At 66.9% G+C, this 23,908-nt stretch carries 17 protein-coding genes; 2 read left to right on the top strand and 15 right to left on the bottom strand.

What is annotated here, in order from left to right:
- Positions 1-15: 15 nt before the first annotated feature.
- The 3 genes from SYV04_RS13330 to SYV04_RS13320 all read right to left on the bottom strand — a co-directional run bounded on the left by SYV04_RS13330 (position 16) and on the right by SYV04_RS13320 (position 5,202).
- On the bottom strand, positions 16-3,819 hold the full coding sequence (locus SYV04_RS13330) for an RCC1 domain-containing protein (RefSeq protein WP_321546112.1): 3,804 nt from the start codon (positions 3,817-3,819) through the stop codon (positions 16-18).
- 95 nt (positions 3,820-3,914) lie between these two features.
- Positions 3,915-4,577 (bottom strand): glutathione S-transferase family protein, encoded by a 663-nt coding sequence (locus tag SYV04_RS13325; protein ID WP_321546111.1) that lies wholly within the window; start codon positions 4,575-4,577, stop codon positions 3,915-3,917.
- Positions 4,578-4,761: 184 nt separating this feature from the next.
- Positions 4,762-5,202: a nuclear transport factor 2 family protein gene (locus SYV04_RS13320; protein WP_321546110.1), complete on the bottom strand. Its 441-nt coding sequence runs from the start codon at positions 5,200-5,202 to the stop codon at positions 4,762-4,764.
- 113 nt (positions 5,203-5,315) lie between these two features.
- Here SYV04_RS13320 and SYV04_RS13315 point away from each other — a divergent pair, with 113 nt between their 5' ends.
- Positions 5,316-6,200 carry a LysR family transcriptional regulator gene (locus tag SYV04_RS13315; RefSeq protein ID WP_321546109.1) on the top strand — a complete coding sequence of 295 codons (885 nt, stop codon included), beginning with the start codon at positions 5,316-5,318 and terminating at the stop codon, positions 6,198-6,200.
- Between the two features lie 220 nt (positions 6,201-6,420).
- Here SYV04_RS13315 and SYV04_RS13310 read toward each other — a convergent pair whose 3' ends face one another.
- From SYV04_RS13310 to SYV04_RS13270, 9 genes are all read right to left on the bottom strand, one after another.
- The gene (locus SYV04_RS13310) at positions 6,421-6,792 is read right to left on the bottom strand and encodes a hypothetical protein (RefSeq protein WP_321546108.1); all 372 of its coding nucleotides are present in this window, start codon (positions 6,790-6,792) and stop codon (positions 6,421-6,423) included.
- 81 nt (positions 6,793-6,873) lie between these two features.
- Positions 6,874-7,170 (bottom strand): hypothetical protein, encoded by a 297-nt coding sequence (locus SYV04_RS13305; RefSeq protein WP_321546107.1) that lies wholly within the window; start codon positions 7,168-7,170, stop codon positions 6,874-6,876.
- Between the two features lie 281 nt (positions 7,171-7,451).
- Positions 7,452-10,952, bottom strand: a complete 3,501-nt coding sequence (locus tag SYV04_RS13300; protein WP_321546106.1) for a tetratricopeptide repeat protein — start codon at positions 10,950-10,952, stop codon at positions 7,452-7,454.
- 34 nt (positions 10,953-10,986) lie between these two features.
- The gene (locus SYV04_RS43720) at positions 10,987-11,250 is read right to left on the bottom strand and encodes a YraN family protein (RefSeq protein ID WP_422723933.1); all 264 of its coding nucleotides are present in this window, start codon (positions 11,248-11,250) and stop codon (positions 10,987-10,989) included.
- Positions 11,251-11,342: 92 nt separating this feature from the next.
- The gene (locus tag SYV04_RS13290) at positions 11,343-13,265 is read right to left on the bottom strand and encodes an FG-GAP-like repeat-containing protein (protein ID WP_321546549.1); all 1,923 of its coding nucleotides are present in this window, start codon (positions 13,263-13,265) and stop codon (positions 11,343-11,345) included.
- A gap of 215 nt (positions 13,266-13,480) precedes the next feature.
- Positions 13,481-14,005 carry a DUF1993 domain-containing protein gene (locus tag SYV04_RS13285; protein ID WP_321546105.1) on the bottom strand — a complete coding sequence of 175 codons (525 nt, stop codon included), beginning with the start codon at positions 14,003-14,005 and terminating at the stop codon, positions 13,481-13,483.
- 224 nt (positions 14,006-14,229) lie between these two features.
- Entirely contained in the window at positions 14,230-15,735 is a 1,506-nt protein-coding gene (locus SYV04_RS13280) for an amidohydrolase family protein (RefSeq protein WP_321546104.1), read from the bottom strand.
- A 242-nt stretch (positions 15,736-15,977) separates the two neighbouring features.
- Positions 15,978-17,348: a sigma 54-dependent Fis family transcriptional regulator gene (locus SYV04_RS13275; RefSeq protein WP_321546103.1), complete on the bottom strand. Its 1,371-nt coding sequence runs from the start codon at positions 17,346-17,348 to the stop codon at positions 15,978-15,980.
- Between the two features lie 30 nt (positions 17,349-17,378).
- Entirely contained in the window at positions 17,379-18,278 is a 900-nt protein-coding gene (locus SYV04_RS13270; protein WP_321546102.1) for a papain-like cysteine protease family protein, read from the bottom strand.
- A gap of 124 nt (positions 18,279-18,402) precedes the next feature.
- Between SYV04_RS13270 and SYV04_RS13265 the strand changes: the two genes are divergently transcribed.
- Positions 18,403-21,099 (top strand): serine/threonine-protein kinase, encoded by a 2,697-nt coding sequence (locus SYV04_RS13265; RefSeq protein WP_321546101.1) that lies wholly within the window; start codon positions 18,403-18,405, stop codon positions 21,097-21,099.
- A 15-nt stretch (positions 21,100-21,114) separates the two neighbouring features.
- On the opposite strand, the gene SYV04_RS13260 is transcribed toward SYV04_RS13265, so the two are convergent.
- The 3 genes from SYV04_RS13260 to SYV04_RS13250 all read right to left on the bottom strand — a co-directional run bounded on the left by SYV04_RS13260 (position 21,115) and on the right by SYV04_RS13250 (position 23,544).
- Positions 21,115-22,431, bottom strand: a complete 1,317-nt coding sequence (locus SYV04_RS13260; protein ID WP_321546100.1) for a hypothetical protein — start codon at positions 22,429-22,431, stop codon at positions 21,115-21,117.
- A 191-nt stretch (positions 22,432-22,622) separates the two neighbouring features.
- Complete coding sequence (locus SYV04_RS13255) at positions 22,623-23,180, bottom strand: dihydrofolate reductase family protein (RefSeq protein WP_321546099.1); 558 nt, start codon at positions 23,178-23,180, stop codon at positions 22,623-22,625.
- Positions 23,181-23,226: 46 nt separating this feature from the next.
- Positions 23,227-23,544 carry a sigma factor gene (locus tag SYV04_RS13250; RefSeq protein WP_321546098.1) on the bottom strand — a complete coding sequence of 106 codons (318 nt, stop codon included), beginning with the start codon at positions 23,542-23,544 and terminating at the stop codon, positions 23,227-23,229.
- Between the last annotated feature and the right edge of the window lie 364 nt (positions 23,545-23,908).

Raw genomic sequence — 23,908 nt, 5'->3', positions numbered from 1 at the left:
CGCAAGCACCTTCCCTCAGGGGACGGGGACGAGGCCTGGGGTGGGGCGCCAGGCGGACAGCCCATCTCCGAGCTCGTCGTATTCGTCGTAGCCCCAGGCCCAGACGGTGCCGTCCGTGCGCAGCGCCAGCGAGTACCCGCTGCCGCCGCTGACGGCCTGCACATTGCTCAGGCCCTGGACTGGAGCAGGGCTGGCATTGATTGCGGGCGAAGTCGTTCCATTCCCGAGCTGGCCGTATTCGTTGTAGCCCCAGCTCCGGGCGGTGCCGTCGCTCTGCACGGTGAGGATGTGATTGGAGCCCATGGAGAGGGTGACGGTGCCGCTGAGGCCAGACACCCCCACCGGGGTGGTGCGGTTGACGAGGGAGCCATCGCCGAGCCGGCCGTCGAGGTTGTAGCCCCAGGCCCGGACGGTGCCGTCGGCGAGCACGGCCATGCTGTGGGACGAGCCGGCGGAGAGCTGCGTCACACCCGTGAGGCCCGAGATCTGCACGGGCGTAAAGGAGACGGTGGTGGTGCTGTTGCCGAGCTGGCCGTAGAAGTTGTCGCCCCAGCCCCAGACCGTGCCGTCGGAGCGCATGGCCAGGCTGTGAGACGCGCTCGCGGCCAGGGAGACGACACCCGTCAGGCCCAGCACCTGCACCGGGGTGGCCCGCTGAGAGTTCGTCCCATCCCCCAACTGGCCATAGGAGTTATCACCCCAGGCCCAGACGGTGCCGTCGTTGCGCAGGGCCAGGACGTGGTGGCCGCCGGTGACCAGGGCCGTCACCCCCGTGAGACCCAGCACCTGCACCGGGCTCCTCCGGTTCGTGGTCGTCCCATCTCCCAGGTTGCGCTTGCCGTTGTAACCCCAGGTCCAGACGGTGCCGTCATTGCGCAGCGCCACCGAGTGCCATTGGCCGGCTCCCACCGCCGTCACGCCCGTCAGGCCCGGCACCTGCAAGGGCACGTCACGCAAGGTGACGGTCCCGTCGCCGAGCTGGCCGTAGGTGTTCCTGCCCCAGGTCCAGACAGTGCCGTCGTTGCGCAGCGCCATCGAGTGATCCGCGCCCGTGGCGAGGGACTGCACACCGCTCAGGCTCGGCACCTGCACCGGCACGAGCCGCAAGTCCGAGCCATCGCCGAAGTGGCCATAAACGTTGTAGCCCCAGGCCCAGAGTCTGCCGATGGAGTCGAGGACCATGCCGGTGGAGGAGCCCACGTCGACGGCCGTCGCGCCCGTCAGGCCCTGCACCTGCTCGGGGGTGTAGCGATAGGAGGTGATGGTGAGGGTGCCGGAGTAACCAAAGGTGTTGCCGCCCCATTGCCAGACGGTGCCGTTGTTGCGCACCGCCAAGGAGTGGCTGTCGCTGGCGCTGAGGGAGACCACGCCCGTGATGCTCGACTGCACGGGGGCCAGCCGCTGGGTGGCGGTGCTGCCCGTGCCCAGCTGGCCATTGGAATCGGCGCCCCAGCCCCAGACCGTGCCATCGTTGCGCAGCGCCAGGGTGTGGGAGCTGCCAGTGGCCAGGGCCGTCACCCCTGTGAGGCCGGGCACCTGCACCGGCGACAGGCGGGTGGAGGTGGTGCCATCGCCGAGCCGGCCATTGTAGTTATCGCCCCAGGCCCAGACGGTGCCCCCGGTGCGCACCCCCAGGGAGACATTGTCACCGGCGACCAGGGCCACCATGTCCGTGAGGCCCGGCACCTGGGTTGGGAGAAGCCGGGTGGTGGTGGTGCCGTCACCGAGCTGGCCGGAGTGGTTGCGGCCCCAGGCCCAGAGGGTGCCATCGTTACGCAGCGCCAACGAATGCGCGAAGCCGGCGGCGATGGCCACCACCCCCGTGAGGCCCTGCACCTGCACCGGCGTGGCCTGATGGAGAGTATTCCCCTGGCCGAGCTGGCCATAGCTGTTACCCCCCCAGGCCCAGACGGTGCCGTCGTTGCGCAGCGCCAGCGAGGAGGTCGCACCCGCGGCCACCGCCGTCATTCCCGTCAGGCCAGGGAGCCTGGCCGGCGAGCTCTGTCGTGCCAGGGCGGAGCCCAACCCGAGCTGGCCGAAATTGTTCGTGCCCCAGGCCCAGACCGAGCCCCTCGAGTCCAACGCCAAGACGTGGGAGCTGCCGATGGAGTGGGCCGTGAAGCGTTGCTGGAACGGCACGTTCACCGGCGAGGAGACGCTCGGGGTGGGAGTCTCATTGCCCACCTGACCCGCGCTGTTCCCGCCCCACGCCCACGCGGAGCCATCCCCGAGCAGGGCCACGGTGTGGTTGCTCGTCGAGGCGACAGCCTTGACGCCCGACAACCCCGGCACGGGAGCGGGGGTGAGCCGCCCGGTGGAGGTGCCATCCCCGAGCTGTCCGAAGAAGTTGTTTCCCCAGGCCCGCAGGGTGCCGTCGCCCAGCGTTGCCAGGGAGTGGCTGGAGCCCGCCATCACGACCGCCACGCCCGAGAGGCCGGGCACCTGCGCCGGCGTCGAGCGGTGCGTGGTGGTGCCATCGCCGAGCTGGCCGTCGTCGTTGCGGCCCCACGTCCACACGGTGCCGTCTTGGCGCAGCGCCAGCGAGTGGCTGAAGCCGGAGGCGATGGCCACCACGCCCGAGAGGCTAGGCACCTGCACCGGGGAGAGCCGGTCGGTGGTGGTGCCGTCACCGAGCTGACCGAAGGTGTTGGAGCCCCAGGCCCAGACGGTGCCGTCGTTGCGCAGCGCCAGCGAGTGGGAGCGGCCCGCGGCGACGGCCATCACGCTGGAGAGGCCAGGCACCTGCGCCGGGGTGCTCCGGGTGTTGCCGGAGGTGCCGTCGCCGAGCGCTCCGGAGGTGTTGGAGCCCCAGGCCCAGACGGTGCCGTGGGTGCTCAGCGCCAAGGAGTGCTCGGCGCCCGCGGCCAGGGCGATGCTGCTGGGAAGGCCGGGAACCTGGGCCGGCGTGGCGCGGTCGGTGTAGGAGCCATCGCCGACCTGTCCGGAGGCGTTGGAGCCCCAGGCCCAGACAGTGCCGTGCGTGCTCAGCGCCAAGGAGTGCTCGGCGCCCGCGGCCAGGGCGGTGATGTGGGAGACGGCCTTCACCTTCACGGACGCGAGCCGCGACGTCGTGGAGCCATCGCCGAGCTGGCCGGCCTGGTTCTCCCCCCAGGCGTAGACGGCGTTATCGGTGCCTATCGCCAGCGTGTGGGTGTCGCCCGCCGCGACGCGGGGCGCGGGCTGCCGCAGCGGGGGCGCCACCGCGAAGACCAGGTCGTCCCGGTCATTATAGGTACCCGTGCCGCAGAGAACGGCGGAGCCGCCATTGCGAAACACCCCGCGCACGGCCTGGGAGCTTCCCCCCGAAGGCAGGGTGTAGGTGGCCGTCAGCGTCTGCGTATGTTTGCCGGGCGGAGCCAGCGTGGTGATGAAGGTCCACGAGGGGCTGCTGGCGTCCGCCGCGTAGTAGAGGTCCAGCCTGTCCGGGGTGTAGCTGTCGAAGGCCCAGACGGTGGCCTCGATGAGCACCTGCTTGCCAGCAGCCAGGAGGCCGCCGTCGATGGTGGAGACCTTGAGCCGCTCCAGTGCCTCGCCCTTGTAGATGGTGCCGCCCGTGCCATCCAGGCAGGTGCCACCGAGCGTATTGGGGGCATTGAGCTCGGGGCCCTGGGGGCCGCGGCCGTTCACCAGCGTGCCCGTGTCGCAGCCCCAGGCGAGCCCGGCGCACCGGGGCACCTTCAAGGTCGCGTCATAGCTGGCCGAGGCCATCAGCTCCGAGGAGAGCGTGCCCAGGGGCACCGCTTCCTCCAGAGGCTGGCCACAGGCGACGAGCAGCAGGACTCCGAGTACCGCGACCCGTGGCGAACCTCTCCAGCTCATGCAGCCTCCTGAGTTCACAGTTTTTCTGTTTTTGCTGTGAAGACCCGGGAGTCTCGAATATTCAATTTTTTATTCAAGCTGAAAACCAGACGCGGCTAGCGCGCGCTGCCCGCCGGGGCCCCGAGGCGCTGCTCATAGGCCTCCAGCGTCCGCCGCCAGGCGGGCCGAGCCTCACAGCGCTCGCGGTAGGCGGAGACCCGGGGAAAGCCGTCGAGCACGCCCGCGTTGCGCACCTCGCGCAGCACCGTGGTCATCAGGATGTCCGCCACGGTGAACGCCTCGCCGGTGAGATGCGGACGCTCCCGAAGCCAGTCCTCGAGCGCTGTCAGATGGAGCTCGGCCCACTTCACCAGCTCGGGACGCCGCTGCGCGCCGGTGGGATCGGCGGCGCCGAGCAGATCGATCATCACGATCTGGAACAGCGGGGGCTCCAGGGTGGTGAGCGCGGCGAAGCACCAGCGCATCACCTGGGCGCGGCCCGGGAGATCCGCGGGCATCAAGCTGCCCGTCTTCTCCGCCAGGTACAGCAGGATCGCGCCCGTCTCGGTGAGCACGAAGCCGTCGTCCTCGAGCACCGGCACCTGAGCGAAGGGGTTCAGCCGCCGGTACTCCTCGGTCCGGGTTTCCCCCGCGGGATGATCCACGCCATGCACCCGGTAGGGCACGCCCAGCTCCTCGAGCGTCCACAGGACGCGGAGATCGCGCGTGAGACCCACTACCTTCGAGTTGACGCGGCCGAAGCCGTAGAGCGTGAGCATTCCAGCATTGTCGATGCCGTGCCCACCCGCTGTCGAGGAAGGTCTCCCCTTCGCGCTCGCAATGGAGCCTGGCGGTGATGCGCCTCCGGGACTGCAGTGGCTCATGGGCAAGGCGGAATCAGCGCGTCGCCGCGTCACGTGGGCCCAGCCGCAAGGAAGATGAGGCCGGTGAGTCCCCCGGCTTCTAGCCCGCTGAGGGGGCCGCCGAATGGCCAGCGGCCGGTGAGCGGTAGGCAGCCGCGAGGCCAGAGAGATCCTGGATGATCAGGATGCTCTTGATCTGCTCCTCTTCGAAGCCCACGACCATCGCGTAGGGGCTGCGGAACGTCTCGCCAGTCTTCTTCAGGGTGTATGCGTCGTCGCCCAGGACAATGACTCGCTCGCCGTCGGGGACGAACTCCACCGGCGCCTGCTGCTTGAAGACGGCGACCTCGGGCAGGATCTGGGTGAAGTACCCGGTCACCGCCTCCTTGCCACGAAACTCGCCGCTGAGGGGAGTTCCGTCCGGGATCGTCACTCTCAGGACGACCTCCTTCGCGAACTGGTCGGTCAGGGGCTTCATCTCCCACGTCCGGTCGACCTCTTCGAGAATCCTCTTCAGACGGCTGAGATTGCTGGCATGCATTGGGGGTCTCCTCTCCAGTGAACACCTACCTCCGTACCCTAATGTCCTGTGGGTGGACCGGTGAGGGGCGTGGGTTGGAATCCCGGTTCCACGGATGGAACAATCGGCCCGCCATGTTCGACCCAGTCAATGACATGCTGGTCTTCGCGGCCGTGGCGCGCGCGGGCAGCATCACTCGCGCGGGAAAGGCGCTCAGGCTGCCCAAATCCACCGTGAGCCGGCGAATGGCATCGCTCGAAGAGCGCCTCGGGACACGTCTGCTCCTCAAGTCCACTCGACGGCTGGTGCTCACGCAAGCGGGCGAGGCCTTCCTCGAGCGGTGCCTGCGTCTGGCCGACGAAGTGGACGATGTGCTCGCGTTCGCGAGCGGGCTTGACGACCAGCCCCGCGGAATGCTGCGCGTGACGATGCCTCCCGACTTCGGCGATCTGGTGTTGGTCGACGCCATCGCGAGCTTCACGGCACGCTACCCGGAGATCCAGCTCGTGCTCGATGAGAGCCAGCGCTATGTGGATCTCATCGCTGAGCGCTTCGATCTCGCGCTGCGCGCGGGCGTGCTGCCCGACTCCTCACTGGTGGCGCGCCGTCTGATGACCCTCGAGTCTGGAATCTTCGCGAGCCCCTCGTACCTGGCGCGATGGCCCGCCCCGCGAACGCCCGGAGAGCTGGCCAGCCACAACTTCGTGATCCTCGAGGGGCGTACGCGCTTCGATCGTCTCCGCCTTCACAGCGGGCAGCGGCGCGTGGAGGCCGTGCTCGAGGGCACGCTCACCGTGAGCACGTCCAGAATGCAGCTGAGGCTGGGGCTCGCCGGTGCTGGGGCGATCGTCTACCCCGGCCGCTACTGCGAGGACGCGGTGCGTGAGGGACGCTTGGTGAGACTTTTGCCCGAATGGAGTACCGAGCCAGCGCCGATCTGGCTCGTCACTCCCTCGGGCCGGCTGCTGCCGCGAAAGACAGTGCTCTTCATCGAGCATGTGCTCACGGCGGTCAAGTGAATCCCCTGACGCGGACAGCTCCGAGCCGGCAGGCGGGTGGCGCCCTCTTGGCCGGAGGCGGAACTCGATGGGCTCGACTCCGCCCGGGCCTGGCCGCCGGAACGCTCGAACGCGAGCGGCGGGCGCCTCATGGCGTGCCCGGCCAATCGACTCAGGGGAGGCCCCTGAGCCTGGCCGCGTGCTGCGAGGGGGCGGAGGAGCAGTAGCAGCGGTGAGCCGTCTACGGCTTGTTCGAGCTCCAGCAGGTCTTGTACGCCGTGCTCCCGCAGAAGTCCGCCGCGTACGCGCCGCATTGCCCGTAAGCCACGGACTGGGTGGCCCAGAGCCACTCGCTGCTGCTTCGGCACTTCCAGGAGCACGTGCGTGCCCCGCTGTCCCAGCCCGCGCAGTTAGCGGTCCACATGGCGGTGAGCCGTCCGTCCTCGCCAGTGCCGGACATCGGGTTTCCCACGGCCTCCACAGCCACCATCACGGCCGAGGGCTCTGCGACCGCGGCCTGCTCCGCTGGCTGCTCGAACTCCTCGGGCGTTCCACCACAGGCGAGGAGGGCAACTCCAGACATCAGACCGATCATCAGGGACTTCAGGTTCATGAGAGAGCTTTCCTAGATAGAGGTGCTCGCACTCGGTGCGGCACGCTTCAGATCGTCAAGAGTGGAAGGGAAGGGGACGGCTCAGGGGATGCTCCAGCAGACGCTGTACGGCTCGCGACCGCAGTACTGGACGGCGCGATCGTGGCACTGGCCATAGGGCACGTCGTTGTAGCCATACCAGTGGCGGTAGTCGCTCGCGGTGCACTTGAACGTACAGTTGCGCGCCCCGTTGTCCCAGCCCTCACAGATGCCCTGCTCTGTCTCACCGATGTCGCTGATGGGGACCGCGGTGTTGTCCGCGACCTCGTCGATGGGTCCACCGCAAGCAGCGAGAAGGCCTCCAAAGGCCAGGCTGACGATGACGGTCTTCAGGTTCACGGAGTGAGTTCCTTGTGAAGGGGGCAGGCGCCGGCGATGCACTCGGCTTAAGCATTTTTAGCAGATACTTCGTGAATTGCAAAGATGGCGTGTCTATAGGCTTAGGTGTTTTATCCGGAGTGATAGGGCGGGCGCACTAGGAGTGAGATCGCTTCGCCAAGGCCATGTGGGGAGTACAAACTTCTTCACTCCTGAAGCGCTTCCCGCGCCCGCCGTTCGCATTGAGCGAGCCCAGTCCGACAAGGACCTGGGGCGAGCAGGCCACCGCGAGGCACCCCTGATCAGGAGCCTGGCGCGGCTTCCGCCTTGACGAGTTCTGCCATCGAGGCGGTAGCCTCCTCGACAACATCCTCGTCGCTGGACTCCACAGCGCGCTGGAGGAAGCGTCTGGCTTCGATCAGCTGACCCTTCCGGAGCAGGAGCGTGCCGAGGTGGAGACACGCAGCGCTGGAGACGACGACGTCCTCGGATTCCGTCGCGGCCCGATAGTAATGCTCGGCTCCGATCAGGTCACCCCGCTTCTCGAGAACTTCACCGAGGACCTCGCTGCCTGCGAGGGAGAGGGTCGGGTGCTGGGAGTCGAGCAACTTCCGAAAGAGCGACTCGGCCTGCGAGAGCATGCCCTGCTGCGCCTCGGTGATGCCAAGCAACAGCGTGGCACGAAGCGCGAAGTCAGGGTGCTTGGAGTCAATGGACTGCTGGAAGAGCGGCCTGGCTTCGGAGTGCCTTTCCAGATCCTGAAGCAAGCTGCCGAGCGAGAACGCCGCGGCTGGTATGAGATCCGCCTGGCGGGAGGCTAGCACCTCTCGATAGAGGCGCTCCGCTTCGGTGTGCTCGCCCTGCCGCTCCAGGAGGTTGCCCAACAGCCACTTAGGGCGGTGAGAGAACTCCGGGTGCTTGGACTCCACGGCTCTCTGGAGCAGCTCCGAGGCTTCGGCCCACTCTTCATTGTCGAAGTGAAGGCTGCCGAGGTTGAAGGCGGCGATGGGGGTGACATCGGGATGCCGGGAGTCCAAGGCTTGCAAATACAAACGCCTGGCCTCAGCTGACGCGCCCTGCTTCAGGCGGACGGAGCCCAGGTTGTTGGTGGAGAGGAGAACCGCGAAGGGGTGCTTGGACGCGATCGCGTCCTGGTAGAACTGCTCCGCCTGGGCCAGGTCGCCTCGATTGAAATAGAGGGTGCCCAGGTTGGCCTTGGCCAGGGCGGCTGCCTCCAAGTCCTGGAAGCCCATGGCCTGCCGGAAGAGCTGCTCTGCCTTCCCGAACTCGCCTCGGTTCTGGCAGAGGCCACCCAGATTGTTCATGGCCAGAGCGGCTGCCTCAGGCTGCTTCGATTCGATGGCCTTCTGGTAGAGCGCCTCGGCTGCGTCCAGCTCGTCTCGGAGTTCGTGGAGCTTGGCCAGGTTGACGGTCCCCAGCGCGATTGCGCGCGCATCGTCGGACTCGAGCAGGCCCTGGTAGAGCGCCTCGGCCTTGGTCCATTCGCCCTTGTCCATGAGGAGCTTGCCGAGGCCGAGCGTGGCATTGAGGTGGGTCTCGGGGTCGTGAAGCTCGAAAGCATGTTGGAAGAGCTGCTCGGCCTCCGCGAACTCTCCCCTGTTCTGGAGGAGGCGGCCCAGATCGATCATGGCTGATGAGGCCACGTCGGTTTGCTCCGCGTCCAGGACCTGTCGATAAGCAAGCTCCGCCTCGGCGAGCTTGTCGTCCTCTTGGTAGAGCGCCCCTAGGAGGTAGATGGCTCGTGGCCTGGCATCAGGGTCCCCGGACTGGATGGCCTGGGCCAGCGCGTGCTCCATGATGGGCTTGTTCTTCCGGTGGTAGGCGCTGAGCGCGAGGAGGAGTGCTTCGGAGGGCGAGGCAAAATGCAGGATGGCCTTCCACGCCTCATCGGGAATGCCGACCCCCAGTCGATCCGCATGATCCGAGATGTAGTCGAACGCCTCGAAGCTCTTCTCCGAGCCCTCTTGTCCCGCTCCCGCGAGGAGTGCGATATGGATGCCGATGGGCTTGCGCGCCCATTGCAGCCCCTCTTTGTAGGCCTCTGGAGTCAGGTCGACATGAGGGATCTTCAAGAAGCGGATGTACGACGAGGCGAGTCGCTGCAGCGCGCTCTCGGGGATGGGGCGGAGCAGCCCCGCTCGGCGCCAGTCGATGGCCACACGCACGAGCGCATAGCCCTGGGGGCAGCTCTCTTTGCCAGCGTCGTACTTGAGGCGCAGCTCATCCGCGGCGACGAAATGCTCGCCCAGCCCATCGGCCAGCTTCTCCTTGGGTTCTTCGGGGTAGAGCGCCTTGGCGCGCTGGGTTTCTACTTCGTTCAGCTCTGAAGAGAGGTGCACCTGCCGGAAGCGGCGAAGGATGAGGTGGATGTCCTTCTCGACGTCCCCCCTCGAGTTCATGTAGTCGTCGTATCGTCTGGAGGTCAACGTCGCGAGCACCTTCACCCGCCCCTTGTGCTGTGCCAGTGTGTTCAGGAGCGAGAAGCTCAAGCCCTCCGGGCCGAGGAACCGGTGAAGGTCATCGAGCCAGACGATGAGGGGATCCGAGCTCCACTGGAGAGGTGCATCGGCGCGGAAGAGCTCCACGAGCGCCTTCCCGTCGGACGGTAGGAGCAGAGGCTGTTGCGGGTAGAGGCGAAGCGCGGCCTCGAAAGCGGTGCGTGACTTGCCGGCCTTGGAGTGGCCGACGAGCAGGACGAGGTCACTCATCGTCAAGGCTTTGTCGAGCTCCGAGTCCACGTCGCGAAGGATGTAGGGCGGCCGTTCCGCCTGCCGGGCATACCGCCTTGCGAGCTCGGACTCGGTGACACCCAGCACGTGGTAGGGGTCCACGTTCGCGACGCGAGGCAGAGGCCACTGGGCAACCCAGGACTGGAGCTTGCGCTCCTGCGCTCCGGAGGAGGAATGCGCCCCTGGTTCGATGGGGCGGGTGTTCATGAGGGCGAGCATGAACGCCGCGGCCGTATGGCAGGCATACCGCGTCCACTCCGGGTCGCGCTTGAAGCCGACCACATCACTGATTCCCCGGATGGACAGGGTGGAGATCGGCCGGCCGTACGTGGCCCGATAGATCCCTGCCGACTCCATCTCCATGGCGAGCACCTGCCGCGCCACCTTCAGCCAGACTGCCAGGATGTCCGTGTTCTTGATGAGGCGATCGCTGGAGGCGATCGCGCCAGACAAGGCCACCGGCTGCATTCGCCCCGCATGGCGCGTAAGGGATTTACGAACCTTGGTTTGCCAGGACCCATCTCCGTAGAGGGAGGAGTCCTCGATGCGGATGAGCGGCCGTGGAGCGGCGATCGACTCGGCGGAACTCCACTCGCCAAGCTCCGCTCGGAGCGCGGGCAGGTTCGCGGCGAGCGCGGCCGCGTTCTTGTCCATGGGACCGCCAGCCAGAGCGTATTCGAGGCTGCTGTCCTGGAGCACGGCCTCGACGCTGAAGTCATGGATCCGGTTCGAGACGATGACGTCGCCGAGGCTGAACTCGTCCGAGGGGACACCTCCCGCGATGCCGACGACGAACAACCAGGGAGGGTCCAGGTCTTCCAGGAGATCGTGCGCTGCGGATTGGGCCTCACCGGTGCCCTGCTCGATGCAACGCAGCACCGCGACCAGGTAGGAGTCCCCTCCGGGGAGCGGTACACGCCGCAAGTTGTACTGCCGCCGCCCCTTCACACGGCCAACGTGGTGGGGGAGGCGGGCAAGCACCGCTTCGAACTCATCCTCACGGATCGTGATGATGCCGAAATCGACCTTGCCTCTGGCATCCGACAGATGCACTTCCAGCCTCCCTGACGCTCTGGCATGCCTGGGATTACAAGTAGGCCCTGTGCGTGCCTGGAGCAGGGGGCACGCTAGTCCATCTCGCGATCGGGAAGGGGAGCCCCTTATGGCTCACTTGCTCGGAAGGGCGGTATGGGCCGCCCTGCGGGCGCATAGGCGGGATAGAGTCCAACTCGCCATAGCGGCACCGGAAGTTGCGCGCCCGGATGCGGTATCCCCGCGCCTCCAGGAAGCGGACCGCCGCGGTCTCCGCTTCGTTGCCATACCCCTGCCTGTCCACCCCCGCCCGTCCCATCTCTGCCCTCCTCCTCGCCCTTGCTGGCGGGAGGTCACCTCGCACCGGGCTCCGACACTGCTCTCCCGTATAGATTTTGTCGGAAGGGAGCGTCAGAGGCCGTTGGGGATGATGGTCAGGGTCGAGGAACCCTTGTTGGTCAAGATGAGATCGTCGTATCCGTCGACATTCAAGTCGGCAATGGCAATCGCGTTGAGGCCCGGTGAGCTTCCCGTCGTGACGAGCGTCCCGGCGGTGAACGTTCCCGTGCCGCTGCCCGTCATGGGACGAACACCACCCGTCGTCGTGGTGACCAGGATGTACGCATCGAATTTCCCATCGCCATTGAAGTCACTGGCGACGATCCCCAAGGCGGAGTTGGCGACGGCCGAGGCTCCTGTAGGCGAGCCCACACCGGATGCCACGGTCCCGTTGCCAACGCCTTTGAAGACGTACAGGTACGCTCCAGCCGCACCATTCGAAAAGATGTCGAGTTTCCCGTCTCCGTCAGCGTCGCCAAATGCAATGCCAGCCGTTTGGCCATTTTGGCTATTGGTGTAGGCCACAGGGGGGGCGAACGAAGCATTGCCTTGATTGATGAGGATGCTTAGACGCGCCGAGGAGGGACTCGTCACGACGATATCGGCATCATTGTCACCATCCAAGTCTCGGCAAGCGATGCTCGATTGCACGCCGCCCGTGGCTGCGATGGGAATGAGCGGCGAGGACGCACTGAAATTGCCCGCGCCGTCATTCAACAGGATGCTCACGTTGTTTGTCACTACGCTGGTCGTCGCGATGTCGACAGACCCATCCCGGTTGAAATCTCCCGCGCAAAGGTGAATGGATCCCGGAGCGCCGGTGGTGAAGCTCGTGAGCATCCCGAACCTTCCAGGGGCACTCGCGCCGAGATTGCGGTAAACGCTGATGCTCCCGTTCGTCGATGCCAGGTTGGTTTGGCCGTCGACCGTGACTGCATCGAGCCACCCGTCGTTGTCCACATCGACAGCCACGACGGCATTGCTCGAAAGCGGAGCGCCTGTGTAGTAATGCTCGGACTGGACGGTTGCGTCGCCATTGCCAAAAAACACGGAGAGCGATCCGGAGGGGGCCGTTGCCGAGCCGGATTCGGCATTGGCGACCAAGATATCGAGCTTGCCGTCGCCATTCACGTCCGCGACTGCTGGAGCGAGTGGATTATGCGGTTCGGGAAAGTTGATCGGCGTTCCGGGCATTTGGCCTGAGGGCGGAGCCTGACAAGCTCCATTCGAGCAGATCTGCCCCATGTCACAAGGGTTGTTGCAGGCATTGCAATGCGAGCTGTTGCTCTGCAAGTTTACTTCGCAGCCGTCGGCAACAAGTCCGTTACAGTTTGCGAGCGTCCCGCTGCAGTTCTGACAATTGTTTCCTTCGAAGGTGGGGGCGCATCGGCAAGTGTAGCTATTGAGCCCGTCGGTGCAGGTTCCGTCATTGAGGCAAGGGTTGGGCAGGCACTCGTTGATGTTTGTTGCGCAGGTAGCGTCTGAATAACCTGGGGCGCATTGGCAAGTGTAGCTATTGATGTCGTCCGTGCAGGTTCCGCCATTGAGGCAAGGCTCGGGCAGGCATTCGTTGATGTTTGTTGCGCAGGTAGCGCCTGAATAACCTGGGGCGCATTGGCAAGTGTAGCTATTCATGCCATCCGTGCAGGTTCCGCCGTTGAGACAAGGATTGGCGGCGCAGTCATCGACGTTGGATTCGCAATTCGTTCCCGAATAACCCGATGCACATTGGCAGGTGTAGCCATTGACGCCGTCCGCACAGGTTCCGCCATTAAGGCAAGGATTGGCGGCACAGTCGTCGACGTTCGTGCAGACGCTTGGCTCTTGAGAGCACTTCCAGCCACTCTCGATCAGGCAGTCACTCGAACAGCCATCTCCGCTTGCCGTGTTCCTATCGTCACAAGACTCCGGGGAAACGGTAGATCCGTCGCCGCAGACCGCTTTCTCGTTATCGATCGGGCTGCGGTCCCTGTTGCACCCGGTGGAACCGAGCATCGCGGCGAAGACGAGGGTCAAGCTGAGGACGCGGGAAACTGAGCGAGCAGGAGACATTGTTGAACGGTACACACAGCGCAGGCGCGCTTGCAACGGAGCTTCCAGCACTGGGGGCTTCGGGTGGACAGGCCGCGTAGCCCCTTGAGGGACACGACTGCCCAGGCCGCCCTCCCATGGGGTTGCGCGGAAGGGAACTGGCCTTTCGAATTTCCGGCTTAGGTTGATCTCGTGCGCAGCCGGCCTTCGTAATCACGCTTGCCGAGCGGTACACCGCGCGAGCGGAGGATGTCGTAGGCAGTGACGGCGTGGAAATGGAAGTTCGGCAGGGAGAACGAGAGAATGAACGTCTCCGACGTGAAGGCGAGCCTCCGCGGCCCGATCTGAAGGTCCAGGTCCTTGCCCGCGCATGGGTCGACCTCGTCGGGCGTGAACGCCTCCAGCGCCACTTCCGCTTTGCCGATCATCGCCTGCAGGTCGGCGAAAGGGACCGGTCCGACCAAGGCCGGCGGGGCGAACACACCGGTCTTAAGGGCTTCCACCCCCCACACGGAATGGTGCCATGTGGCTTCGATCTGAAAGTGGAAGGGCGCCATGTCGTCGAAAAGGCGCGCGTTCACGAAGTCGTCGGGATCAACACCCGTCTCAGCGCAGTGCTTGGCCGCACGGTCGAGAAAGCCCGCGACGGCCCTCACGGTCTGCAGGAAGGTGGGCACGCTGAGGTCGTAGAGTGATGTCGCCATCGGCTTTCCCTCGCTTTCTGGCGCTCGCGTTTCCGCCTTGTCAGCATGCGCCCGAACGACCACGACAGCAAGAACCGGGCGTTCGAAGCCGTTCGTGGCTTAGCCCGGATATCCGCAATCGCTTGAAAGCCAACATCCGTTCGGGCGTCACGAAATCCGCTTTGCCGGCTCAGTGGCTCTGAAGCGCTGGGTCCAACACCAGCCTCCTATTCGTCCTATGCGCCTCAATGGTCCGCGGCGAGCGTTTCCCGCTCGATCACCCGGCCATGGAGGATCACCCGCTCGATATCGGCCCACGCTTGCACGCTTTCGAGCGGGTTTGTCTTCAGCAGCAGCAGGTTCGCGATCTTTCCCGCTTCGACGGTTCCGTAATCCTTCTCGAGTCCGAACTGGCGCGCATTGTTGAGCGTCGCGGCCTCCAGGATGGCTCGCAGAGGAACGCCAGCCTGCGCCATCGAGCGCATCTCGCGATAGGTGTCATACCCCGGCTGATTGCCATACGTCGGGGCGGAAGGCGTATCGCTGCCGAGCAGCAGAGGATGGCCCAGCTTGTTCAGGAACCGCACGCTGCGCATGTTCTGATCATTCGTGCTCAGGTTCACCTGCGCGATCTTCGCGTCGGGTGCGCCGCCGAAGTCCCGTTGCATCTCGCGCTTGAACCACTGACCTGCCTCGCTCCCATACCAGGCGAGGAGCGCGGGCGGGACAACCTTCGCGTACACCGGGTCTTGCAGCGTGTCGGCGCGGAACAGATCGGCGATTCCGGGCAGGACGCGCAGCGTCGGCTGAAGCCCGATCTTGCGGGTGTGGATGAGGCGCAGGTGCTGGGCGATGGCCTCGGGCACGCCCTCCTTCGCGCGGTACTCGTTCCAGTTCCACAGCCCATGCGCCAGCACGTCAACGGGTAGCGCGACCGCCATGCGCTGCATGTCGATGGCGTTCGCGTGTGCGACGAGCAGCAGGTGGTGCTTGCGCGCCGCAGCTTGCACGCGCTTCAACGTCGCCGTGCTCATCAGGGGCCAGTCGGAGCGCTCGCCGAAGCCGTCCTCGATAAACACCTTCACGCACCGCGCACCCCTCGCGGCGATGGCCTCGACGACGGCCTCCGGCGTGTGTTTCGCGGGGTCCTCGCCTGCAGGCAGCGGGTGTGCCGCGGCATTCGCCGGCTCGAACACGTAATCTGGAAACACCCGAAGGCGGACGCTCGTATCGAACAACGCCATCGGATAGCCGTTGAGCACGACAGCGGCGCCGCAGCGGAACAGGTCTGGCCGCAGCGGCTGCGCTTCGAACGCGGCAACGCCTTCGGCGACACCGGCCAGATCGATCACTTGCGTCACGCCGAAGTACAGATAGCTCCGTGGCTGCTGGCGTACATAGGCTGCATTCAGCGCCACCAGCGTCGGATCATCGGCGCCCAGCGGCAGCCCCGGCGGCGTACTGACATGCACATGCGAGTCCATCACTCCGGGCGTGAGATAGAGCCCGCGCGCGTCGATACGCTTTGCATTCGGCGCGGCGAGCGCCTTCGCACTGATCTGGACGATGCGTTCGCCGCGAATGAGGACGTGGCGATTGCGCGCGGGCTCACGCAGCTCTGGCGAGACGATCGCGACGTTCTGGAGCAGCAGGTCTTCCGCCACCGCGCTCTGCGAGCACAAGAGGACTGAGGCGCTTGCGAAGGCCCCCAGCTTCGTCACCCATTTACCGTTCCACATCTGGGCCCTCATGCCGTACCCCTCTCCGGTTAATCAAGCGCAAAACAACCCGTGGCACCCGAGTGGCGCCACGGGGCTGGGTGCTGCTTGGAAGCGGCGGCAATCGAACCCGTTGCTCCATGGGCCTGAGGACTCCGGCCCCACCCTTCGCCGGGCACAGAGAACCCTGCTACGGCAGAAACCCAAGGAGTTCCAGGCACTTGAGAGGAGAGTGGGCCCTGATGACGGGAGTCATCAGGTGATGACTGCTGTTCTCAGTCCTCCTGAGCGCCCCGGCTGTCGTCCACCAGCCCGTGCTTTCGCGCCAGCTTGCGCAGGTACACGCGATCGATGCCGGCCTCGCGCGCGGCCCGGGACAGGTTGCCCTCGCAGCGCTCCAGCAGACCCTTGAGGTAGTCGCGCTCGAAGCCGTCGATGAGCCGCTCCTTGGCCTCCTTGAACGGCAGTTCCCTCTCTGGCCCTGCCGGGCGCTGCTTGCTGGGCGCCTCCGCCATCTCGGGCAGCGCCTCCTCGCCCAGGTTCACCACCTGGTCCACCACGTTGCGCAGCTCGCGCACATTGCCCGGCCACGGGTACTGGCTCAGCATCGCCCGTGTCTGCTCCGACAGCGCGCTGGGCGGCCGGCCCATCCGTTGCAATACCGTGTCTACCAGCAGCGGAATGTCCTCGGGCCGCTCGCGCAGGGGCGGCAGCATGACGCGCAGCACCGCCAGCCGGTGGAACAGATCCGCGCGGAACTTCCCCGCCTTCACCGCCGCCTCCAGGTCCACGTGCGTCGCCGCCACCACCCGCACGTCCACCGTGCGGTAATCATTGGCGCCCACCCGCTTCACCTGGCGGCGCTCCAACACCCTCAGCAACCGCGGCTGGATGTCCAGCGGCAGCTCGCCCACCTCGTCCATGAAGACGGTGCCTCCGTGGGCCCGCTCGAAGGCTCCTGCCCGGTCACTGTTGGCTCCCGTGAAGGCTCCCTTCACGTGCCCGAACAGCTCCGACTCGATGAGCGACGGGGCAATGCCCGCCATGTCCACCACCACCAAGGGGCCCTTCTGGCGCGAGCTCTCCTGATGAATGGCCTCGGCGCACACTTCCTTGCCTGTCCCCGTCTCGCCCTGGATGAGGACATCCGAGGTCCCCGGCGCCAGGCGCTCGAGCAGGGTGAAAACCTCGCGCATCTTCCGGCTGCGCCCTACCAGCCCGCCAAAGCGCTCCCGCGAGGAGAGCAGGCGCGGACGCTCGCGCGAGTCCTGCGCCACCACCTTGACGGAGACGGCTCCCACGACCACCACGGTACCGGGCCCCAGCTCCAGCTCGGAGAAGCGCCGGCCTTCGAAGAACGAGCCGTTGCGCGAGCTCTGGTCCCTGGCAATGACGCGGTCCTCTTGCACTTCCAGGACCAGGTGCAGCCGGGAGACGGTCTTCTCCGTGAGCACAATCTCGCAGGAGGCATCCTTGCCGATCCGGTACTGCCCCGGCTCCAGCGGGTAGCTCTTGCCAGCCTCGGGGCCCGACAGCACCACCAGCTTCAGCCGGACAGGACCGCGCTTCGCCGGGTGCTGCAGGGTGGCTGTCGCCGTCGGGTTCTCGGACGGGGGGGACTGGCCCTCTTCATCCTGTTCGGACACGCGGCGGACCTTAGCACGTCAGCTCCAGGCCTAGTTGTTAGCCTCCCGCCCGGCCCGCTCCTCCCCCGGTGAGCCGCCACCTGGGCTCTTCCCCAACGTCTCGGCGTACTGCGCATTGGTCTGCTCCAGCGCGCCCTGAGAGGCCTGGGGGGAGTTCTTCAGGGTCATCATCCCGCCCCCGCCGTGCTCGGCCCAGCAGGCCTTCGCGGCCTGCACCAGCCGGCCCGGGGGCAGGTACTCGCTCTGTCCGGAGGCCGGATCCTTCACCAGGAAGTTGCCATCCTGGTCGATGCCGTCGATGACGACCCAGTGGGCCGCGCCCTTCACGCCCTCGCTCCCCTTGGGGGCCAGCGTCTTGGAGTCCACCAGGGCCACCACCTTGCCGCCCTTCTCCAGGAGGGTGGACCTGGCCAGCGCCGGATTGAACCCCTGGGTGCTCCCCGTCACCTCCACACCCTGGGAGGCCAGCATCTTGGCCAGCTCCTGGGGGGTGGTGCCCTGGTTGCCGTCCGAAGTGCGGTTGGCCAGGCGCAGCATGTACTGCTCGGGCCTCTGCAGCTTCTTGTGGTTCTTGGAGCCCCCGAGCATGGCCGCCACCGCCGCGCCGCAGGTGTCAGCCTGGGCCTGCTTGAGGAGGGGAGTGGTTTGCTCCCAGCCACCCTCGGCCAGCTGCTTGGGCCCCGCGCGGTTCTTCAGGTCCAGGGTCCCGTCCGGGACCTTGGGGGACTCGCCCACCTTGGAGAGGGTGATGTACTTGGTTTGATAGAGGATCGTCTCCTGCTTCGACTCGAACGTGTCCCGCTGGAACGGGGGTGTCCGCGAGGTGGAGGAGCGCTGGGCCTCCTGCTTCGGGGCCGAAGTCTGCTGAGACTGTGCCGGGGAGCTGCTCGACACCGGGCCTGCCTTCCGCGACGAGTTCACGAAGGTCATGGGAGTTCTCCAGCGGGTTCGAGACACAGGGGGGGCATCCAGCTTACGACGAGATGGCAGGGGAAGCGGTGTCCAGCGCTCCCGGGCTGCCCTTCGTGAGGGGGATGAGTTCAAATATCGGGCCATGACCCGCACCCCAGGAGACATGGACACCGTGCCCCTGCTCCACACGGAATCCGACACCCAGGAGCGCGACATTCCCCCCATCACCCAGGTGGGGCGTTACGTGCTGCTCAAGCGGCTGGGGCAGGGGGGCATGGGGGTCGTGTTCGCGGCGTACGATCCGGACCTGGACCGCAAGGTGGCGCTCAAGCTGCTGCGGCCGGACAAGCAGACGGACTCGGAGCAGGCCCGGGCGCGGCTGCTGCGCGAGGCCCAGGCCATGGCGCGAGTCTCCCACCCCAACGTCATCCCCATCTTTGACGTGGGCATCTGGGGCGCCCAGGTCTTCCTGGCCATGGAGATCATCGAGGGGGGCACGCTGAGCGATTGGCTGAAGGCCGCCCCGCGGCACTGGCGCGAGGTGCTGGAGCGCCTCATCGATGCCGGGCGGGGGCTGCAGGCCGCGCACGAGAAGGGGCTGGTGCACCGCGACTTCAAGCCGGGCAACGTGCTGGTGAGCCAGGGCGGCCGAGTCTACGTCACGGACTTCGGGCTGGCCCGTCAGGTGGGCATGCCCCACCCCGAGCCAGCCACCGCCGAGGAACCACGGCCCGTGGATGCGGAGCACCGGATGTTGGAGGTGACCCTCACCGAGACGGGCCTGGTGATGGGGACCCCCCATTACATGTCCCCGGAGCAGGTGCGTGGCCAGGACGTGGACGCGCGCTCGGACCAGTTCAGCTTCTGCGTCTCGCTGTACCTGGGCCTCTACGGCCAGCGCCCGTTTGATCCTGCCTCCATGAGGGCCGCTGTCCTGTCCACGGAGAGGGACGTTGGGGCAGGAAGCCAGCCGACCAAGGTGGAGGGCATGGCGCGCAAGACGCCCCCACGGGCCCCCGTCATTCACGAGCCCCCACGCGATGCGAAGGTGCCAGCGTGGATCCGCCAGGCGGTGATGCGCGGGCTGTCGGTGAACCCTGACGAGCGCTTCGCCTCGATGAAGGAATTGCTCGAGGCGCTCTCCCAGGACACGCGAAGGACGCAGCGGAGGCGGTGGGCGGCGGTGGCGACCGCGAGCGCGGTGGGGCTCTCGCTGGTGGGTGGCAGGGTGTACCAGCGCTCGCAGGTGTGCGCGGGCGTTGGCGAGCTGATGACGGAGGTGTGGAGCCCCGCGGCACGTCAGAAGGTGGAGGCGAGCTTCCTGGGGACTGGCAAGCCCTTCGCGGGGCACATGGCCTCGGGCGTTCTCGGGGTGCTGGACGGCTATGCGCAAGCGTGGACTCAGCAGCGCACGGAGGCCTGCGAGGCCACGCGGGTGCGGGGGGTGCAGACGGAGGAGCTGCTCACGCAGCGCGAGGTGTGCCTGGAGCGGCGACGCCGGGACATGCGCGCGCTGGTGGATCAGCTCTACACGGCGGACGGCCCGCTGGTGGAGAGAGCGCTGGATGCGGCCCACGCCCTGCCCGCGCTGCATGAGTGCGCGGAGCTGGAGTCGCTCACCGAGCGGCAGCGGCTACCGGCGGATCCGCGCAAGCGCTCGGAGATTCAGGCGCTGGAGGACCGCGTGGCGGAGCTGAAGGCGCTGGTGGACACCGGCCGCTACACCGTCGCGCAGCAGAAGGTGGGCCCGCTGAGCGAGGCGGTGGAGCGCTCGGGCTATCTGCCCTTGATGGCAGGACTGCACACCCACCGCGGCTGGTTGAACCAGCACCTGGGGAAGTTGGACGAGGCGTCTCGGGATCTCGCCAGAGCCCTCTACGAGGCGGAGGCCGGGCGAGCAGATCGGCAGAAGGTGGACATCTCCACCCGCCTGCTCTTCGTCGAGGACGAGCAGAAGCACTTCGATGCGGCGGAGCGCTGGGCCTCACTGGCGGAGGCCACGCTGCAGCGCATTGGCGGGGACCCGCTTCTGGAGGGAGTCCTCCTGGTGCATCGGGGCAACATGGCCGTGTCTCAGAAGCGCTTTGCCGAGGCTCGGGCGCTCTTCGAGAAGGCGCAGCGCCTCCAGGAGAGGGTGCTGCCGCCTGGGCACCCGAAGCGGGCCCGCGTCACCTATCTGCTGGGCAGCTTGCTGGCGCGCATGGGCGAGCGCACCCGGGCGGTGGAGCTGCTGCGGCAGGCCCTGGAGCAGACGCAGGCAGCGGTGGGCAAGCTGCATCCAGACACCGCGCGGCGCCACGAGGCGCTGGCCTGGGTGCTGCGGGAGGAGGGCAACCCCGCGGCCGCGCTGGAGCACGCGCGAGCGGTCGTCGACATCCGCAAGCCGCTGCTCGGGCCGGACCACCGGCAGACGACGGGCGCGATGGCCGAGGTAGGCCAGTGCCTGCTGGACCTCGAGCGCTACCCGGAGGCGCTCAGGGTGTATGAGGAGACGCTGGCCCTACAGCTTCGGGTGCTGAAGCCCGAGGACACGTACCTGCAATACACCTACGACGGGGTGGGGCAGGCGCTGCTGGGGCTGGGCCGGGCCCTCGACGCCATCGCGCCACTGCGCAAGGCGGTCTCCTTTGAGTCCATGCCGCCGGACGTGCTGGCCATCTCCGGGTTCGCCCTGGCGAAGGCGCTCTCCGAGGAGGGGCAGCATGAGGCCGCGCGCGCCGAGGCGGAGAAGGCCCGGGAGCGCTTCACCCGCGCGGGCAAGGAGCAGCGCGCCGCCGAGATCCTCGCCTGGCTGGAGGCCCAGGCGAAGCCCGGCGGCGGACATTCCCGCCGCCCCTGATGTCCGGGCAGACAGCTACGCCGCGATGGACCTGTTCCACGGGCGAGGCGTCACGAACGGGCCGGGGACCGGCCAGAACGGAGCGGCCGGGCCGGGCTTGGCGGCCTCCGCCGGATCATAGTTGATGCCGATGAGCCGCGAGTGGAACACGGAGCGAAGCATCCGCTCCTCGGTGCCCCAGGGGTTGATGAACTTGAGGTAGTCCTGGCCGTTGAGCTTCTCGGTGCCGGTGATGAGCACCTCGTGGCCGCCGTCGGCATTCCACCAGATGCCGGCCAACACGTTCTGGCCGCTCGCCAGCTCGCTGTCGATCTGCTTCATCGCCTCGTCGCGAGCCTCGCTGCCGTGGAGCTCCTTGTGGGCCATGTTCCGCCCGTAGACGGCGTCGTGGAGCGCATCCAGGCCCGTGGCGCTCGCCCCTGCCCCACTGTCGTTCCAGTCGTTGTAGGCCCGCTCGCCGTTCGAGGCCTCCATGAAGACGGGGGCCATCAGCCGCTGGGTGAGCGCGCGCCCGGAGCCGTCCGGCAGGAAGGACGTCTCCGCCTCGCGCGTGAGCGTCGTCTTGCCGTCCGCCAGCGTCACCGTGCCGCTGGGGCTGGCCAGGTCTCTCATGATGCGGGCGTACTCGGCCGGGTGGTTCAGCGCCAGGTTGATGGACATCGCGGTCGGGGCGCAGGTGCCCCGCGAGCCCTGGTTGATGGCGCTGGGCGTCGCCAGCTCCTGGACCAGATCCGTGACGAAGGTGTTCCTGTCCACGCGGCCATCGAGCGTGTCACCCCAGGCGGCCGAGACCAGGTGGTCGAGCACGGTGCCCTTGCCGGCCAGATCCTTGCCGCCGGCCAGCTTGCCCTCGAAGAGCAGCTTCTGGAGCGCCAGCGCCGCGACGGGGTTGGAGGCTCGGTTGAGGGTGGCCTCCTTCACCGCCGTGTACTGGGCCCTCTGCTGGGGGAACAGGCTGGCCAGGCGCTGCTGCTCGAGCCTCTCGTTGGCCTTGAGCTGTTCGGTGGCCTGCCATCCGCGCGCGCCGGTCTTCGAGTTGCTCGGGGACTCCACGTCCGCGGCGTCCGTGGTCACCGTCGAGCCATTGTCCCTGAACGTGCTCGCCGCGGGCTTGAACAGCTTCTCCATCTCCTGGAGCGCCCCCTTCTCCGCGGGGCTGCTGGGCGCGGCCGTCGCACCGTTGCGGGTGGGCGCGGCCTCGAAGCGGGACTCGCCGGAGAAGCCGGGGGCCACTGGCGCCGGCTTCGGGTTGGCGCTGGATGCGCCGCTGCTGGAGGAACGACCGGTCTGGGGGATGACGGAGGAGAAACGGACAGAGGTCAGCGTGGTCATGGAAGGCTCCTGAGTGCTGCGAGTGGATGCAGAGCCATTGAGCAAGCGTTGGGCCAACCTCTATCCACCTCGGCTTCGAGCGGAACCCTGTCCCTGGGTGGTGACAGGAGTCATCGAAGGCCGGTGAGAGGGATGACGACTGTCATCACCAGGGGTCGTCTGTTGGGTTCCGTGGGTCTGAACGTACTGCGCTACTTTGCGTCGACCCGGCGGTGATGCAGCGCCATCGCGCCGGATGCGAAGCGCTTCGTCGAGAGGAGCTCGAGGCGCCGCGAGCGCTCGAGGCCCTGAAACAAGGTCGGGCCATGGCCGGCGAGAACCGGGTGGACGACAAAGCGATACTCATCGATGAGCCCCAGCCGCTCGAGCCCGGCCGCGAGCATGGGGCTGCCCACGAGGACGCCGCGCGGGGTCTTCTCCTTGAGCTGCGTCACGGCCTCGTGCAAATCCCCCGCGATGCGGAAGGTGTTGTTCCACGGAAAGTCGTGTCGCGAGGCCGAGACGACATACTTCGGCTTGGCATCCAGCTTCTGCGCCCACTCCCGCATCGCTCGGGGGGCCTTCTCGTCGCGCGCCACCGCCGGCCAGTAGCTCTCCATCATCTCGTAGGTAATGCGCCCCCACAGCATCGCCCCGGCCGCGTCCATGAGCTGCGTGAAGTGGTCGTGCAGCTCGTCGTCCGCGATCCCCTCCCGATGGTCGTAGCACCCGTCCAAGGTCACGTTGAGCGCGAAGGTCAAGACACCCATGGGATTCCTCCAGTCGTGATTGCAAAACGCAACCAGTTGCGACATACTATCGGTAGACCTGTCGTGCAAGCTGGCACTTCGGCTCGGCGGCCCGGCGCAGGGTACGGGAGGCGGCTTCCAGGTGCTCGTCCCCAGCTTCCATCGATCGCCGCCTCCGCCGCCTTCGGATCGTGGTCCTTGCTTGTTTCACGGTGACGGCGTGGAGCCATGCCCCCAGCGCATCGATCCTGTCCAGCTTCCCGGCACAGGCGACGACCGCCACGAAGACGTCTTGCACCACGTCCTCGAGGTCTGCGCTCCCCTTCAAGACTCTCGCGGCGACCTTCGCGACGAAGCCTCGCGGGTCCGTGAAGAGCGCGGCCACGACGCTCGCGTCGCGCCGTGAGATGGGGAGGGTCCTCCTGGATCTCCTCCGCTCCGCATGCGTCGATGAGCATAGGAGGGACAGGAGCCCTCATGGGCGTAGCGGGCGTGAGCAGAGCGGGAGGAGAGGGAGGCTGACGGGGAGCCCATGAGCCGCACGCCGGGCCGGCGCAGAAGCCTTTCATCTCCAGCAGACACACGCCAGCCCAGCCCAGCCGCTTTCCCAGGCGGGGCGCGGCGGGGGCCTGGCTCTCTTGGCTGGCTGTGGCGGCTTGAGCTTCAACACCCCGCGCTCTGGGGCGGCCCTCGCGCCGGGGCCAGCCTCGCACCTGCCGTGGGCAGGCCCAGGTGCTTCAGAATCGCGC

It is taken from the genome of Hyalangium ruber (assembly GCF_034259325.1).
Taxonomy (GTDB): Bacteria; Myxococcota; Myxococcia; order Myxococcales; family Myxococcaceae; genus Hyalangium_A; species Hyalangium_A rubrum.
Note: the sequence above shows the minus strand (reverse complement) of the source record. Positions and strands in the feature narration are given on the sequence as shown.